The 16,816-nt window shown below is 35.4% G+C and carries 13 protein-coding genes; 7 read left to right on the forward strand and 6 right to left on the reverse strand.

The window, feature by feature from the left end; translation table 11 throughout:
* The first annotated feature begins 72 nt into the window (after positions 1–72).
* From ACIGAM_RS05180 to ACIGAM_RS05200, 5 genes are all read left to right on the forward strand, one after another.
* Positions 73–939, forward strand: a complete 867-nt coding sequence (locus ACIGAM_RS05180) for a peptidyl-prolyl cis-trans isomerase (RefSeq protein ID WP_396510395.1) — start codon at positions 73–75, stop codon at positions 937–939.
* Positions 923–2,353, forward strand: a complete 1,431-nt coding sequence (locus tag ACIGAM_RS05185; protein ID WP_396510396.1) for a peptidylprolyl isomerase — start codon at positions 923–925, stop codon at positions 2,351–2,353. The genes ACIGAM_RS05180 and ACIGAM_RS05185 overlap by 17 nt, the downstream gene beginning before the upstream one ends.
* 4 nt (positions 2,354–2,357) lie before the next feature.
* A complete protein-coding gene (locus tag ACIGAM_RS05190) occupies positions 2,358–3,311 on the forward strand; it encodes an AAA family ATPase (protein WP_396510397.1) in 954 nt (317 codons plus the stop codon).
* Positions 3,312–3,557: 246 nt separating this feature from the next.
* Positions 3,558–5,822 (forward strand): aconitate hydratase, encoded by a 2,265-nt coding sequence (locus tag ACIGAM_RS05195; RefSeq protein WP_396510398.1) that lies wholly within the window; start codon positions 3,558–3,560, stop codon positions 5,820–5,822.
* A gap of 117 nt (positions 5,823–5,939) precedes the next feature.
* Positions 5,940–6,821 (forward strand): anti-sigma factor, encoded by an 882-nt coding sequence (locus ACIGAM_RS05200; RefSeq protein WP_396510399.1) that lies wholly within the window; start codon positions 5,940–5,942, stop codon positions 6,819–6,821.
* 77 nt (positions 6,822–6,898) lie between these two features.
* Here ACIGAM_RS05200 and ACIGAM_RS05205 read toward each other — a convergent pair whose 3' ends face one another.
* Positions 6,899–7,633, reverse strand: coding sequence for an XRE family transcriptional regulator (locus tag ACIGAM_RS05205; RefSeq protein ID WP_396510400.1), 735 nt, complete (start codon positions 7,631–7,633; stop codon positions 6,899–6,901).
* A gap of 413 nt (positions 7,634–8,046) precedes the next feature.
* Here ACIGAM_RS05205 and guaA point away from each other — a divergent pair, with 413 nt between their 5' ends.
* Complete coding sequence (guaA, locus tag ACIGAM_RS05210; RefSeq protein ID WP_396510401.1) at positions 8,047–9,579, forward strand: glutamine-hydrolyzing GMP synthase; 1,533 nt, start codon at positions 8,047–8,049, stop codon at positions 9,577–9,579.
* A 187-nt stretch (positions 9,580–9,766) separates the two neighbouring features.
* Positions 9,767–11,755, forward strand: coding sequence for a LysM peptidoglycan-binding domain-containing protein (locus ACIGAM_RS05215; RefSeq protein ID WP_396510402.1), 1,989 nt, complete (start codon positions 9,767–9,769; stop codon positions 11,753–11,755).
* A 353-nt stretch (positions 11,756–12,108) separates the two neighbouring features.
* Here ACIGAM_RS05215 and rplT read toward each other — a convergent pair whose 3' ends face one another.
* The 5 genes from rplT to ACIGAM_RS05240 form a co-directional block, all read right to left on the reverse strand.
* A complete protein-coding gene (gene rplT, locus ACIGAM_RS05220; RefSeq protein ID WP_396510403.1) occupies positions 12,109–12,453 on the reverse strand; it encodes a 50S ribosomal protein L20 in 345 nt (114 codons plus the stop codon).
* Positions 12,454–12,563: 110 nt separating this feature from the next.
* Entirely contained in the window at positions 12,564–12,761 is a 198-nt protein-coding gene (gene rpmI, locus ACIGAM_RS05225; protein WP_028375526.1) for a 50S ribosomal protein L35, read from the reverse strand.
* Positions 12,762–12,874: 113 nt separating this feature from the next.
* Positions 12,875–13,402 (reverse strand): translation initiation factor IF-3, encoded by a 528-nt coding sequence (gene infC / locus ACIGAM_RS05230; protein WP_051621242.1) that lies wholly within the window; start codon positions 13,400–13,402, stop codon positions 12,875–12,877.
* Positions 13,403–13,451: 49 nt separating this feature from the next.
* On the reverse strand, positions 13,452–15,398 hold the full coding sequence (gene thrS / locus ACIGAM_RS05235; protein WP_396510404.1) for a threonine--tRNA ligase: 1,947 nt from the start codon (positions 15,396–15,398) through the stop codon (positions 13,452–13,454).
* 83 nt (positions 15,399–15,481) lie between these two features.
* Positions 15,482–16,816 carry a DUF58 domain-containing protein gene (locus ACIGAM_RS05240; RefSeq protein ID WP_396510552.1) on the reverse strand — a complete coding sequence of 445 codons (1,335 nt, stop codon included), beginning with the start codon at positions 16,814–16,816 and terminating at the stop codon, positions 15,482–15,484.

Below are 16,816 nucleotides of genomic sequence, written 5' to 3' on the forward strand. Positions count from 1 at the left end.
TTGAATTTAGAAGGTTTATTTTTAGCTACTACATTATTATATTTTAATCTATAATTTTTCGATTTAAAAATTATGTCACACTTAATAAAAAGGGTCGTCTTTGTTATCGCCTGTGCATTTGTACTTGTTGCTTGTGATTTACTAGAGTCTAAATCACCTGTAGGAAATCCTGTGGCTCGTGTAGGGGATAGTTATTTGTATACTGAAGATATTGCAAATCTGGTAACAGCAGAAATGACTCAGGAGGATAGTTCTCTGGTCGTATCAAGTTTTATTACCCGCTGGGCAACTCAAAAATTATTAATGAGTGGTGCGCAACGTAATATTTTAGCAGAAGAGCAGGAGCGCTTAAATAATTTAGTCAATCAATACCGGTCTGAGTTGTATGCACAAGCATATAAAGATGCATTAGTAGAACGTAATCTAGACAGTACGATTACAGACGCCGAAGCAAAGAGTTTTTATAAAGAAAACAAATCTAACTTTAAGCTTAATGAGGAGCTGTTGAAGCTGCGTTATATTAAAATGGCAGACACAGATTATAATATTGAAGAAATTAAAAAGAGATTTACTCGATTTAACAAGGATGATAAGAAGTATTTAGACTCGATCTCTGTGCAATTTAAGGCACAATACTTGAACGATTCTACGTGGATTAGAAGAGATAAAGTTATTGCTATTATTCCTCCGGTTTCGGTTGAAAATAGTGACCGCTTACTAAATAAAACTGAATTCTTACAGCTGCGTGATTCATTAGGATTATATTTGATCGCTGTAAAAGATAAGCTTAATCGCAATGCAGATGCGCCTTTAGAATACGTTCTGCCTACGGTTAAACAAATACTTCTAAATAGGAGAAAGTTAGAATTTATTAAACAATTAGAAAAAGATATTACTAAAGATGCAATTAAAAATAAAGAATTTGAACTCTACAATTAGCCTTTATATACTGCTTCTTATTTGCACGCTATCTAGTGGTGCGTTAAGTGCACAGGAAATTATAGAAGAAGTAGAAGAAGCTGACACTGCTCAGGTAGAAACTAAATCTTTGACTAGCGGTACTACTTTTAAAGTAGATGGTGTAGCTGCGGTGGTAGGAGAGTTTGTGATTTTAGATAGTGACATTAAGCAAGCAATAGAGTCTCTTAAGCAGCAAAAGGTTGAAGCAGAAGGTCTTTCAGACTGTAAAGTGCTAGACAAGTTGATGGAAGATAAGTTGTATGCTCATCACGCGGTTGTAGATAGTGTTTCTATCTCTGAAGATCAAGTAAGATCATTTACCCAGCAGCAGATAGATTATTTCTTAAATCAATTTGGAGGTTCAGAAGAGCGTCTTTTAAAGTTCTACCGAAAAGATAAAATGAGTGATCTTCAAAAAGAACTTTTTGACCTAAATAAAAATCAGGAATTAGCTAAAGCAATGCAACAAAAAATCGTTGAAGATGTAGAAGTTACTCCAGAAGAAATACGCGATTACTATAAAGGTCTTGAGCGTGACGGTTTACCACAGTTTGGTATAGAGTTAGAGGTTTCTAAAATTATGATTGAGCCTGAGGTACCACAGGAAGAAAAACAAAAAGTTATAGATGAACTTAATGGGTATCGCAAAGATATTGTTGAGAACGGAAGTAGTTTTGCAACTAAAGCCGTTTTATGGTCTGAAGATGAGTCTAGCCGTGGTGATGGTGGTTTAATAAAAGATGTTGATCGTAAATCACAATTTGTAAAAGAATTTAGAGATGTTGCTTTTAGCTTAGAAGAAGGCGAAGTAAGTAAACCTTTTGAAACCGAATTTGGTTATCATATTATAAAGGTTGAGAAAATACGAGGTCAGAAAATTGACTTAAGACATATATTACGTATTCCTAAAGTTACTTCTGCCTCAGAATCTGCTGCAAAAGATAAAATTGAAAAAATCAAGAAACGTATAGAAGCAGGTGAACTTACGTTTGCTGATGCTGCAAAAGAATTTTCTAACGAAAAGGAAACTGCTAGTGACGGTGGTATAATGATTAACCCGGTTACTCAAGATCGTATGTTTGAACTAAAAAACCTGCCTCCAGATTTATATCCTAAGGTTCAAAATTTAAAGGAAGGTGAGATTTCTATTGCTTTTAATAACCCTACGCGTACGGGTAAAACGCGCTATGAGATCTACACAGTTTCTGACCGTATAGAAGAGCACAAAGCAGATTTTGCTTTAGATTATGTGAAGATTAAAGATTTCGCTTTGCAGGCAAAACGCATAAAAGCTATTGAAAAGTGGCAAAATGAGAAGATCGCTGAAACCTATGTAAAATTAAATGGAGACCACAGAAACTGCGAGTATAGTAGTAACTGGTTAAAAAAATAGATTTATGTCTGATGTAAAGGCTATAGATACACTTGTTGTTCGTTTTAAAGATCTAAAAAAGGAAATAAGTAGAATTATTATTGGTCAGGATGAAGTTGTAGAGCAAATTATAATTTCCATTTTTTCCGGAGGTCACGCACTTTTAATTGGTGTACCAGGACTGGCAAAGACGTTAATGGTAAATACCGTCGCTCAAGCTTTAGGATTAGATTTTAAACGTATTCAATTTACACCAGATTTAATGCCTAGTGATATTGTAGGCTCTGAAATACTAGACGAAAACCGAACATTTAAATTTTTAAAAGGTCCTGTTTTCTCAAATATTATTCTTGCAGATGAGATTAATAGGACACCACCTAAAACACAGGCGGCGTTACTTGAAGCTATGCAAGAAAAAGCGGTAACTGTTGCAGGTAAACAGTATGCTTTAGATGCTCCATACTTTGTATTGGCAACTCAAAACCCTATAGAACAAGAGGGCACATACCCGCTGCCTGAAGCGCAATTAGACCGCTTTATGTTTGCAATTAACTTATCGTATCCTACTTACGAGGAAGAGGTTTCTATAGTGAAAGCGACCACTGCAAACCATAAAGTTTCTATAAATCCGTTATTTACTGCAGAGGACATAGTGAGTTATCAACAATTAATACGTCGTATTCCTGTAGCAGATAATGTTATTGAATACGCTGTAAAACTCGTAGCTAAAACACGACCTAATTCTGATGCCGCTCCGCAAATTGTAAAAGATTATATAGATTGGGGAGCAGGACCACGAGCTTCTCAAAATTTAATTCTGGCTGCAAAAACACATGCTGCGATGCAAGGAAAATATTCTCCAGACATAGAGAATGTTCAGGCTGTTGCTCAAGGAATATTAGGACATAGGCTAATTAAAAATTATAAGGCAGAAGCAGAAGGATTAACTTTAAATGCTATCATAAATACGTTACTGTAATATAATATAGATTGACTCTAAATAGTTAAAATATGGTGGGTTTTGAAGACTTCATCTCTGTAACTATCTAATTCTTAAAATCAATCAACGATATCGTTATATATCTATCAAAATTTAAATATTTCTGATATTTATTCAATACAGCTTAATCTCCTGAAATACTTCTTATTTTGCAGGCTTTTTCGTATTTTTCCTTCCGCTTTCGAGCGTTATTTTTATACATATTCATTTAACTAAAATTTAGATATGGCATTTGATATTGATATGATCAAATCGGTTTACAGTAATGTAAAAGAGCGCGTAGATGCTGCTCGTGAACTTACCGGTAAGCCTTTAACATTGGCAGAAAAAATATTATACTCTCACCTTTGGGACGGTAAAACTGAGAAAGCATTTGTGCGTGGCAAAGACTACGTAGATTTTGCTCCAGATCGTATCGCTTGCCAGGATGCTACAGCACAAATGGCATTATTGCAATTTATGCAAGCCGGAAAGAAAAATGTTGCAGTTCCTACCACAGTACATTGTGATCACTTAATACAAGCTAAACAAGGTGCAAAAAAAGATTTAAAACATGCTAATGAAACAAGTAATGAAGTTTTTGACTTCTTAGAATCTGTTTCAAATAAATACGGTATTGGTTTCTGGAAACCGGGTGCAGGTATTATTCACCAGGTAGTTCTAGAAAATTATGCTTTCCCCGGAGGTATGATGATAGGTACAGATAGTCATACGGTAAATGCCGGTGGTCTGGGTATGGTTGCTATAGGTGTAGGTGGTGCAGATGCCGTTGATGTAATGGCGGGTATGGCCTGGGAACTTAAATTCCCTAAACTTATAGGAGTTAAATTAACCGGTGAATTAAACGGGTGGACTGCTTCTAAAGACGTTATTCTAAAAGTTGCAGGTATTCTTACTGTTAAAGGAGGAACCGGTGCTATTGTAGAATATTTTGGCCCTGGAGCTAAAAATCTTTCTGCAACAGGTAAGGGTACTATTTGTAATATGGGTGCAGAGATAGGAGCAACTACTTCAACTTTTGGATATGATGATTCTATGGAGCGTTTTTTACGCGCTACGGACCGCGCCGATGTCGCTGATGCAGCAAATGAAATCAGAGAGTACTTAACAGGTGATGATGAAGTGTATGCAAACCCTGAGCAGTACTTTGATGAAGTAATAGAAATTAACCTTTCAGAATTAAGACCACACCTTAATGGTCCTTTTACTCCAGATTTAGCTACACCGGTAGGTGAGTTAGGAGAAAAAGCAAAGAAAAATGACTGGCCTTTAAAAGTAGATTGGGGACTTATAGGTTCTTGTACAAACTCTTCTTATGAAGATTTATCAAGAGCTGCTTCAATTGCACAACAGGCGATAGATAAAAAATTAAAGCCTAAGAGTGATTTTGGTATTAACCCGGGTTCTGAGCAAATTCGTTTTACTGCAGAGCGTGATGGTTTGCTTCAGGTTTTTGAAAACTTAGGAGCAACGATATTTACAAATGCTTGTGGTCCTTGTATTGGACAATGGGATCGTAGCGATCGCAAGGGTGATGAGAAAAACACAATTGTGCATTCATTTAACCGTAACTTCTCAAAACGTGCTGATGGAAATCCTAATACCCACGCATTTGTAGGTTCGCCAGAAATGGTTGCTGCTATTGCAATTTCAGGTAGATTGGATTTTGATCCTATGAATGATACATTGTTGAATGAAGATGGTCAACAGGTGAAATTAGATATACCGGTAGGTTTAGAGCTTCCGCCAAAAGGATTTGCTGTAGATGAAAACGGTTATCTTGCGCCTACTGAAGACGGCAGCTCTGTAAGTGTGAAAGTAGCAGAAGATAGCGAGCGTTTGCAATTGCTAGAACCTTTTACACCTATTCAGGATTCTGAATTAAAAGAGGTTAAGTTACTTATTAAAGCCTTTGGTAAATGTACTACAGATCACATTTCAATGGCGGGACCTTGGTTGCGTTACAGAGGTCACTTAGATAATATATCTAATAACTGTTTAATAGGAGCTGTTAACGCATATAATAAGAAAACAAACTTTGTAAAAAATCAACTCACTAATGAATATGGTGGAGTTCCTGATACGCAAAGAGAATACAAAGCTGAAGGAATAAAAACTATTGTTGTGGGTGATCACAACTACGGTGAAGGTTCTTCTCGTGAGCACGCAGCTATGGAGCCTCGATTTTTAGGTGTTGCTGCAGTTATAGTTAAGTCTTTTGCTCGTATTCACGAGACAAACCTTAAAAAACAAGGTATGTTAGGTTTAACTTTTGCTAATGAAAGTGATTATGATTTAATTCAAGAAGATGATACATTTAGCTTTGTTGATATTGAATCATTTGCTCCAGACAAGCCGTTAACTATTGAAGTTACTCACGCAGATGGAAGCAAAGATACAGTTATAGCAAATCATACATATAATGATGCTCAAATAGCTTGGTATCGTGAGGGTTCTGCTCTTAATCTTATTAAAAAGCAAAACGCTTAATCATTTTATTAAATATTTATTAAAACCAAACCGCTTTATGGCGGTTTGGTTTTTTTATTGAAATTTTTGTACGCTATTTGCGTTACCATAAAAACAACTTAAAACAAAAACATAGATATGAAAAAAATTAAATTTCTAGGACTATTAACAGCAGCAGCATTATTAGCTTCTTGTTCAGGTGATGATGATTCAGTACAACGATCTGACATCACTATAACATCGCTTACAGGCCTTGAAAGATTAGGGACAAATGCAGAATATCAAGCTTGGATTACAGTAGATGGTCAAGATATTTCTTTAGGAAGATTCACAGATGTTAATGTACCTAAAAGTTTTTCTGCTCCCACATCTCAAATAACTTCTGCCACAAAATTTAAAATTAGTGTAGAAAAAAGTACTGGAGATAGCCCTGAAATAAGTAATTCGATTATTCTTAGCGGAAACTTTGGAGGTAATTCAGCTTCTTTAAATTCTAAGGAAGGCATAGGTGATTTCGTAGGTTCATCGGGTGTATTCACATTACAAACCCCAACAGATAGCAATGCCAATAATGAGCAGAGTGGAGTTTACTTTTTTAATGCGACTAATGGAACTGCAGGTTTAGATCTACCTACATTGCCAGCAGGGTGGAAATATGAAGGTTGGGTTACTGTGCCTAATGCTTCTGGAGAAATGAAAAATTTGTCTACTGGTAAATTTACAAGAACAAATACTACAGATGAGACCTCACGTTTTGGAGGACCATTAGCAGACCCAAATTTTCCTGGAGAAGATTTTTTAGATACAGGTCTTTTAGCGTTAGCTTATAATATCAATGTTGAACCAAATTTAATATCTAAAAGAGTTTTTATATCAATTGAACCAGCTGATGATAATGATTTAAATACTCCTTTTTTCTTGCAACCTTTAAGTGGTACAGCAAATAATGGTGTTAGACCAAATATTAATACTATGGGATTAAATACAGGCTCTTTACCTGAAGGTAGAGTTGTATATTAACTAATGTCTTTCAATAGAATAAAAAAACCGGTCTATGACCGGTTTTTTGTTTTATAGAATATTTCGTATCAATATTTTTATACGATTTTGCTTATTTTCTCTATAAGCTTACTCATATCGCTTTGTAGTTTATCTACCTGACTTTCTAAATGTTGCACTCTTTTATTAGCATCCATATCAATCACATTAAGTGAACTTGTTATTTTGCCGCGTACAACCAGAATTTCAAGAATATTATTGAGCTCATAGCTTATACTCTCATATTTACTATTGTCACTAATTAAAATAACTGCGTCGTTCGCTAAATCTTTTTTAATACGTTTTGTGAGTACAGATTTTGGTGTAACAATTACCGCAACAGAACCATCAAGAATTTCAGTTAAATCATCTGCGTGCTGCGTTATTAGAATGTCACCGTGCATTAAAGTAGGCATCATACTGTCTCCTTCAACTTCAAATAGTTTCTGTCCTTCAGCAGGCTCGTAACCTGGTAATTTAAACATGTCTAGGGTAGACATCCACTGCTCATTATCTCTATTTTCAATAAAACCAGCGCGAGCTTCTACGTTAATAAGTGGAACAAAACCGTTAGACGAACTCATCATAATAGAATTGTGAGAGCCTTTTAAAATACGGTCTGTAGGAACGCTGTATAGTTTACTTAAAGTTAGAAGGTGTTCTGTCGTAATTGAGTTTTGTCCATTTTCAATTAAAGAATAGGCACCTTGGGTGATACCAAGCTCAGTAGCCACTTTCTTTTGTGATAATGCAGAACGTTCTCGTAATAATTTTAGTTGCTTAGATATAGACATTTTCTTAAGGTTTAGGGAACTTTAATTTAATAGATACTGTAAAGATATGATTTATATTCTTTGTATTGTTTTTAGTTATATTTTTAGCGATATATTGATTTTTAACGTCTAAAAACCAATATTATATAATTTTATTCTTTTAAATAGGAATTATCCTAATAATATTGCAAAAAATTGTATTGAATTTTCAGACTTAATTATATTAAAAAAAAATTGTTTTAACGATAATTACTTAATTTTCATCTGCTTATAAGCCTCAGTGTTAAGATTCTTCCTAAAAATAATAATACAACGACAAGCTTATTTGTATCTGATGACGGCATTACTATTGAAGTTTTAAAACAAGTTCATTTTATCTAAAATTTGAATATAAATTGAAGTAGTCAAAATAGATAGAAATACTATTTTTGCCTATGCAAAATAACGTACTCATTTTAGATTTCGGTTCGCAGTATACACAACTTATTGCTAGACGCATACGTGAACTCAATATTTTCTGCGAAATCAAACCTTTCAACAAATTACCAGAAGACTTAAGCAGTTATAAGGCTGTGATACTATCTGGCTCACCTTCTTCAGTACGGGCAGCAGATGCGCCCCACCCTGATTTGACTAATATACGCGGTAAAAAACCACTTCTTGGGGTTTGTTACGGTGCCCAATACCTTGCACATTTTCATGGTGGAGAAGTGGGGCAGTCAAATACACGTGAGTACGGTCGAGCTAATCTTTCTATGATTAAAGAAGATGAAGCTTTTTTTGAAGGTGTTAATTTAGGCAGCCAGGTATGGATGAGCCATAGCGATACTATAAAACGTTTGCCCGAAGGAGCTGTCCTATTAGCAAGTACGCATGATGTAGAGAACGCGGCATATAAGTTGAAAGATGAGGATACCTACGCTATTCAATTTCACCCGGAGGTTTATCATTCTACAGACGGAAAACAAATTCTTGAAAATTTTCTGGTAAACATCGCTCAGGTTGAGCAAAGCTGGACACCAGATAGTTTTGTTGAGAGCACTGTAGAACAACTTCAAAAGAAAATAGGGTCAGATAAAGTGATACTAGGTCTTTCTGGCGGTGTAGATAGTTCTGTAGCTGCCATGCTTTTACATAAGGCGATAGGAGCAAACTTACACTGTATTTTTGTAAATAATGGTCTGCTACGTAAAAATGAGTTTCAAGATGTATTGAAACAATACGAGGGGATGGGGCTTAACGTAAAAGGGGTTGACGCTTCAGACCGTTTTCTTGACGCATTAGCTGGTAAAAGTGATCCTGAAGAGAAGAGAAAAACTATAGGACGTGTTTTTATTGACGTTTTTGATGACGAATCACATCAGGTAGAGAATGCAAAGTGGCTTGCTCAAGGTACCATATATCCAGATGTGATTGAGTCGGTTTCTGCAACGGGCGGACCATCGGCAACTATAAAATCACATCATAATGTAGGCGGTTTGCCAGATTTTATGAAGCTTCAAGTTGTAGAACCGTTGCGAATGCTTTTTAAAGATGAAGTGCGCAGAGTGGGTGCCAGTATGGATATGAGTCCTGCCTTATTAGGAAGACATCCTTTTCCGGGACCAGGTTTAGCAATACGTATTCTAGGAGACATTACTCCTGAGAAGGTTAGAATTTTACAAGAAGTTGACGCTGTTTTTATTATTAGTCTACGAGAGTGGGATTTATATGATAAGGTGTGGCAGGCCGGCGCTATTTTATTGCCGGTAGACTCTGTTGGGGTAATGGGTGATGAGCGTACTTATGAGAAGTGTGTTGCATTACGCGCTGTAGAAAGTACAGACGGTATGACAGCAGACTGGGTTAACCTTCCCTATAATTTTTTACAAAAGGTCTCTAATGATATAATAAATAAGGTTAAGGGCGTTAATAGAGTAGTCTATGACATCAGCTCTAAACCACCTGCAACTATTGAGTGGGAATAATAAAATCTATTTTGTTCAATATTCTGCACTTATGAAGTATAAGGTTTTTTACCGTTGAATATTAAAATTGATTTGTGATTTAAGCTGTTTTCAGTGTTCATATTTTCAGATACTTATACTTTAAATTTAAATTAATAATGGGGTTTTGAGTTTTAACTTAGAATCCCTTTTATAATAAAGCCCAATAATGAGAAATGTAACCATATTATTTATTTTCATTTTCGTTGTATTTAGCTGTTCAAGTATAGGCCAGCAAACTTACTCAAGTCACCGTGTAGCTCAGGGAGAAACTGTATCTAGTATTGCAAATAAATACAATGTTACCGTTTATGAGATTTATCGTCTTAACCCAGAAGCAAAAAAGCAGCTGTACCCAGGCTTGGTTTTAATATTACCTGGCGGAAACACTGATACTACAGTATCAAATAACAGTGAAAATGAGAAATTTATTTTTCATACTGTACAAAAAGGGGAAACCCTCTACAATCTTTCTAAAAAATACGAAGTTGCAGAATCTACAATTAAACGGTACAACCAGCATTTATACAGTGCAGAATTAAGAAACGGAGAGACAATTAAAATTTTAAAACCTGGTTCTAATTCTTCTGCAGTTACTGAGATTTCAAAACCAACTTCTACAAATAGAAAACACATTGTAAAACCTAAGGAAACTAAATACGGTTTGGCGTCAATGTATGGTATTTCTGTAGCAGAGTTAGAAAACTTGAATCCAAATATTGTAGATGGCTTACAAATAGGAGACATTGTCAATGTGCCAGATAAAGCCTATACAAATGATGCGGTTATTGAAGACAGTAAATATGGCTTCTATGAAGTAAAACCAAAAGAAACTTTATTTAGGTTAACACAAAGATGGGGTATGACTGAGGAGCAACTTACTACTCTCAATCCTTCTTTGAAAGATGGTCTCAAAAGTGGGATGGTATTGACTTTACCAAAATCTAAACTCACAAATGAGATACAAGTAAATGCGACCGGTGGAGCTATAAACTTAGCCAATAACTTAAAGAATTTGTCTGTAAAGAATATCGCTGTTATGCTTCCCTTTAATTTGGGAAGTGCACAGGTAGACTCTGAAGAGTTGAATAAAAGCGCTTTAAAATCTGACCGTGTTATGAACATAGCATTAGATTTTTATAGTGGGTCATTGATGGCTGTAGATTCTGCTAAGGCCCTAGGTATATCTTCTAATCTCTATGTTTATGATACCGAATATTCACGTTCTGCAGGTAAGGCTAGTAATGATCGCAAGATTGAAGAAATAGTGAATCGTAAAGATTTTGATAAGATGAACGCGGTCATTGGGCCATTGCTTACCTCAAATGTTGAAAAAACGTCTTCATTATTAAGAGCAAGAGCAATTCCCGTTGTATCACCCATAGTACCTTCTCTGACAATGAGTGCAAACTTGTTTCAATCGCGTCCTGATGACAAGATATTAAAAGAACAAATGCTTAGTTTTATAAAGCAAGACGGGAAAGGAAAAAATATAATTGTGGTTGCAGACTCTAAAAACTTAAGTACTAAAGAGCGAATACTTTCTTTATATCCTGATGCAAAAATTGTAACTCCCAGAAGTAGTGGGAATGGTTACTATATAAGGTCTAGTGATTTAGTCTCAAAAATATCACGTACAATAGAAAATTGGGTAATTCTTGAATCAAATGATATTGCACTAATAAGTAACATCACAACAACTTTAAGTACGCAGTTATCTAACAGTGCAATTACGCTGTTAACAACAGATAAAGGTTCAGCATACGAGAGTGATGATGTGTCTAACATTACATTGATGAAATTAAATTTTCACTTTCCTTCAGTTGATAGAGAATATGATTTTAAACATGAGAATTTCATAAAAGCATACACTTCAAAATATGGCTATGCACCTAGTAGTTATGCGGTAAGAGGGTACGACATTACATTTGATACGTTATTACGTTTGGCAGCAGCAGAGAGTCTTTATAGTGCAGCAGATGCGGGATATATCACTCAATACGTAGAAAATAAGTTTAATTATGTACAAGATCCTATTTCTTCAGGATACTATAATAAAGCTTCATATATAATTAAATACGGAAAGGATTTAGAAGAGATTGTGGTAGAAGTTTCTGGTGACATGAAAAATAATACTTCAGGAGTATTAAAAAATTAAATACAACGATAAGCAACGTTGTTTGTTTTGGTGATTTTAAGACAGGTAGTGAGCATTTAAATTCTGACAATAAATCTATTATAGATACGTACCTACAGATAATTACGGAAGTCAGGGGGCTTTTCTCTCGTTTAAATACAATAATAAAAGCTCTAACAAGCTGTATATTTATTGTTATGGGTATCTAAGCTTAAAGTGTTATTGATGGAAATCTTGAACATTTAGCTAGTATTACAAAGCTTATTGAGTTCAATTAGATTTAATATTTCCAAAATCTTAAATATAAAAAAGCCCAATCATTTCTGATTGGGCTTTTTCGTTATAAGCGGAATATTGTTAATTAGGCGTTAGCCTTATTTTACTTTATTTACGATTGCTTCAAAAGCTTCTGGGTGATTCATTGCTAAATCTGCTAAAACCTTACGGTTAAGCTCGATGTTTGCAGTCTTCACTTTACCCATAAACTGAGAATAAGACATACCGTGTAAACGTACACCCGCATTAATACGAGTAATCCATAAAGCACGGAAATTTCTTTTCTTTTGGCGACGGTCGCGATATGCATATAGCATTGCTTTGTCAACCGCATTTTTTGCAACTGTGTAGACGTTTTTACGTCTTCCAAAGTAACCTTTGGCTTGCTTCAATACCTTTTTTCTTCGGGCTCTAGAAGCAACTGAATTTACTGATCTTGGCATAATTTAATTGTTTTTGTAGCAGGCGGGTATTAAATACCACTTTTAAAACATTTTATTTAGTGTTTTGCCTAACTCCAGGGTTTATAAAAATAATTGAACCGGTTACGTTCTTATTTAAGACGTAACATAATTTTCACGTTATTCTCGTCAGCTTTGTGAACGATAGTATCGTGAGTTAATGCAAGCTTACGTTTCTTAGACTTTTTAGTCAAGATGTGACTCTTAAACGCATGCTTTCTTTTGATTTTACCAGTACCGGTAAGCTTAAAACGCTTTTTAGCACTGCCTTTTGTTTTCATTTTAGGCATAATTCCTAGTTTATTTAATTAATCCGCTTATTCGTTTTGTCTTGATCTTTTAAATCAAAACAATCCCGGCCTTCTCAGGTCGGGATTTTATTTCAATGTGTCGTAATGACTGCTTATTTGCTTGCTTTCTTAGGAGCTAAGAACATAATCATTCTTTTACCTTCTAATTTTGGCATCTGTTCTACTTTGCCGTAATCTTCAAGTTCCTGAGCGAGACGCAAGAGCAATATTTGACCCTGATCTTTATAGATTATTGAGCGACCTTTAAAGAAAACGTACGCTTTTAATTTAGAACCTTCTTCAAGGAACTTAATTGCGTGTTTCTTTTTAAACTCGTAGTCGTGATCATCTGTATTAGGCCCAAATCTGATTTCCTTTACGACTACTTTTGACGCTTTGGCCTTCATGACCTTCTCACGTTTCTTCTGCTCGTAAACGAACTTTTTATAATCCATCACTTTACAAACAGGAGGCTCTGCATTTGGCGATATTTCAACCAAATCTAATTCCTGCTCATCTGCGATTTCTTGTGCCTTACTGGTGGGATAAACCCCCATTTCTACATTATCTCCTACAAGTCGTACTTCTCGAGCACGTATCTTTTGATTGATAAGGTGTTGGTCTGTCTTCTGAACCCTCATGGGTCCTCTTGATCTTTTTCTACGTATTGCTATGGCTATATCTTTTTAATTAAACTTCAAATTTCTTTAGTGATTTGTTGATTTCGGTATTAACAACTTCTGCAAATTCTGCAACTGTCATAGTTCCTAAATCCTCACCACCATGTTTACGTACAGAAACCGTACCATCATTAGATTCTTTCTCACCAATAATCAACATGAATGGTAGTTTTTGCATTTCCGCTTCACGAATCTTACGACCCATAGTTTCTCCGCGGTCATCTACCGTGGCGCGAATTTCGTGATTTTCTAACAATTCTAAAACATTTTCGGCGTATTTCTCGTAATTCTCGCTGAGTGTTAAAACGATAGCCTGTTGAGGCATTAGCCACAGAGGGAAATTACCACCGGTATGTTCTAGTAAAATGGCTATAAAACGCTCCATACTTCCAAAAGGGGCACGGTGTATCATTACCGGGCGGTGCTCTTCGTTGTCACTGCCTTTATAGGTAAGTTCAAAACGTTCTGGCAGATTATAATCTACCTGTATTGTGCCAAGCTGCCAGCTGCGTCCTAGTGCATCTTTAACCATAAAGTCTAGTTTAGGACCGTAAAACGCTGCCTCACCGGTTTCTATGACATAATTAAGGTTTTTAGCTTTTGCTGCATTTATAATTGCAGTTTCTGCTTTTGCCCAATTCTCGTCAGAACCTATGTATTTTTCTTTATTTTCAGGATCTCTTAAAGAAACCTGAGCTGTAAAGTTTTCAAAGCCCAATGATCCAAATACATAAAGTACTAGATCTATAACTTTCATAAACTCTTCATCAAGTTGATCTGGAGTACAAAAAATATGTGCATCATCTTGAGTAAAACCTCTAACACGGGTAAGACCATGCAATTCACCACTCTGCTCGTAACGATAAACAGTACCAAATTCTGCAAAACGCTTTGGTAAATCTCTATAGCTCCACTGTATAGCATTATAAATCTCACAGTGATGCGGGCAGTTCATAGGTTTTAGAAGAAACTCTTCACCTTCAGCAGGAGTAGTAATTGGCTGAAAACTATCTGCACCGTATTTAGCATAGTGACCAGATGTAACATACAGTTCTTTTTGTCCTATATGTGGTGTTACCACCATTTCATAACCTGCTTTTTTCTGTGCAGCTTTTAAAAAATTTTCAAGGCGCTCACGCAAAGCGGCACCTTTAGGCAGCCATAATGGCAGACCTTGTCCTACTTTTTGAGAAAATGTGAATAATTGTAACTCTTTACCTAGTTTTCTATGATCGCGTTTTTTAGCTTCTTCAAGAAGTTCTAAGTATTCTTTAAGATCTTTTTGCTTCGGAAAAGAAATACCATAAACACGTGTCAACTGGTTGTTTTTTTCATCACCTCTCCAGTAAGCTCCGGCAACACTCATCAATTTTACCGCTTTAACAAAACCGGTATTGGGTAAGTGACCGCCGCGGCATAAATCTGTAAAGCTGTCGTGATCACAAAAAGTGATTGTACCGTCTTCGAGATTTTCTATAAGTTCAACCTTATAGGGGTTGTCTTGTTTTTTATATAATTCTAAAGCATCTGCTTTTGAAACACTACGCATTGAAAACTCGTGTTTTCCGCGAGCAATGTCAAGCATTTTATCTTCAATTTTCTTAAAATCACCTTCTCCTAAAGTTTGAGCTCCAAGATCTACATCATAGTAAAAACCTTTATCTATAGCAGGACCTATGGTTAGTTTTACACCCGGGTATAATTCTTCTAAAGCCTGCGCTAAAATATGCGCAGAAGAATGCCAGAATGCTGTTTTGCCTTCGTCATCATTCCAGGTGTAAAGAACTAAAGAACCATCCTCTGTTAAAGGTGTTGTAGTTTCTACCGTGGTAGTATTATATTTGGCTGAAATAACATTACGTGCAAGACCTGCACTTATACTGTTTGCAACATCAAAAGGTGTAACGCCGCTTTCAAATTCTTTTACACTGCCATCTGGCAAAGTAACCTGGATCATAATTAAAATTTAAGCTGTAAATATAAGGGCTTTCCTATCAAAACTAAAAAATTCAAATTCAAAGTTTGAGAATACTTTTTAACTTAAAGAATTCCGCGGGCTTTTATCTCTAAATACTTATTAATTGTATTTACAGAAAGATCTTCTGGGCGTGTCAATACGGTTTGTATTCCGTTTTTTTCAAGTTCTTTTACCATTAGTTTTTTATCATATTCCATCTTTTGAGCTATGGTCTTGTGATAAATTTCTGGAGTGTTCTCTGCTTTTTTTGTGATTAAGTCTTCTAATTCTGTGTTCTCAAAAAATACAACCACTAATACGTGTTTTTTAGCCAAACCTTTTAGATAGGGTAGTTGACGTTGTAAACTGCTTATGTGTTCAAAATTTGTATAGAGCAACAACAAACTTCTGTGGGTGATTTTACGTTTAACTTCAGCATACAACCTGCTAAAATCACTATCTAAAAACTGCGTATTTATTGCATACAATACCTCAAGTATCGTATTTAAATGTGTTTTCTTATTACTTGCTGCGAGGTGATTTTGAATAGTATTACTAAACGTTAGTAAACCGGTTTTATCATTTTTTTTAAGAGCAATATTGCTAAATGCTAAAGTGCTGTTTATGGCATAATCTAATAAGGTAAGCCCTTTAAAAGGCATTTTCATTACGCGGCTGGCATCAATTAAAGAATATACTGGTTGTGACTTTTCATCCTGAAACTGATTAATCATTAATGCGCCACGCTTTGCAGTAGCTTTCCAGTTTATGGTGCGAACATCGTCTCCTGTCACATATTCTTTTATCTGCTCAAATTCCATCGTGTGGCCGATGCGCCGTATTTTTTTTAAGCCGAATTGTGTCAATTTATTATCTATAGCCAGAAAGGCATACTTTTTCATTTGAATAAATGACGGATATACTTTTACAGTTTGACCGTTATTAAATGTATATCTACGCTTCACTATTTTAAGGGGAGAACTCACATAGATATTAAGTTTCCCAAAATTATAAACACCGCGATCTACGGGTCGTAAACTATAATTTATAGAAACCTGATCGCGAGAAGGAATACTACCTTTTTTTAAAAAATCTCTTTTTTGAAACTGAACAGGAATCTCATCAATCACAGAAAATGAAATTTTAAAATTGTATTTGTTCTGTATGGTAAGCGGTACTTCATTGAGATCGCTGTTCGAAAACTTTTCGGGTAGCTGCCGGGTAGCAAAAATTCCTTCCTTCTTTTTATACAAAGTCAAAATATCAAATACAACCACAAGCAAAACCAGCCACAGGCCTATGAGCGCAATAGCATATAAAGCGTGTACCCAATAGGAGAACAAGAAGAGTAGAACAAGTGCTGATAAAACATAGAACACCCGTGTTCCTAAATAAAGACTTTGTATAAATTTAATAAT

It is taken from the genome of Leeuwenhoekiella sp. NPDC079379, from assembly GCF_044542075.1.
In the GTDB taxonomy this organism is placed as follows: Bacteria; Bacteroidota; Bacteroidia; order Flavobacteriales; family Flavobacteriaceae; genus Leeuwenhoekiella.

Excerpts from the sequence above, each read along its gene's own strand:
- infC (WP_051621242.1), bottom strand. The coding sequence starts at position 13,402 with ATGAGGGTTCAGAAGACAGACCAACACCTTATCAATCAAAAGATACGT.
- ACIGAM_RS05180 (WP_396510395.1), top strand. The coding sequence starts at position 73 with ATGTCACACTTAATAAAAAGGGTCGTCTTTGTTATCGCCTGTGCATTT.
- ACIGAM_RS05205 (WP_396510400.1), bottom strand. The coding sequence starts at position 7,633 with ATGTCTATATCTAAGCAACTAAAATTATTACGAGAACGTTCTGCATTA.
- rplT (WP_396510403.1), bottom strand. The coding sequence starts at position 12,453 with ATGCCAAGATCAGTAAATTCAGTTGCTTCTAGAGCCCGAAGAAAAAAG.
- thrS (WP_396510404.1), bottom strand. The coding sequence starts at position 15,398 with ATGATCCAGGTTACTTTGCCAGATGGCAGTGTAAAAGAATTTGAAAGC.
- ACIGAM_RS05200 (WP_396510399.1), top strand. The coding sequence starts at position 5,940 with ATGAAAAAAATTAAATTTCTAGGACTATTAACAGCAGCAGCATTATTA.
- ACIGAM_RS05190 (WP_396510397.1), top strand. The coding sequence starts at position 2,358 with ATGTCTGATGTAAAGGCTATAGATACACTTGTTGTTCGTTTTAAAGAT.
- rpmI (WP_028375526.1), bottom strand. The coding sequence starts at position 12,761 with ATGCCTAAAATGAAAACAAAAGGCAGTGCTAAAAAGCGTTTTAAGCTT.
- guaA (WP_396510401.1), top strand. The coding sequence starts at position 8,047 with ATGCAAAATAACGTACTCATTTTAGATTTCGGTTCGCAGTATACACAA.
- ACIGAM_RS05195 (WP_396510398.1), top strand. The coding sequence starts at position 3,558 with ATGGCATTTGATATTGATATGATCAAATCGGTTTACAGTAATGTAAAA.
- ACIGAM_RS05215 (WP_396510402.1), top strand. The coding sequence starts at position 9,767 with ATGAGAAATGTAACCATATTATTTATTTTCATTTTCGTTGTATTTAGC.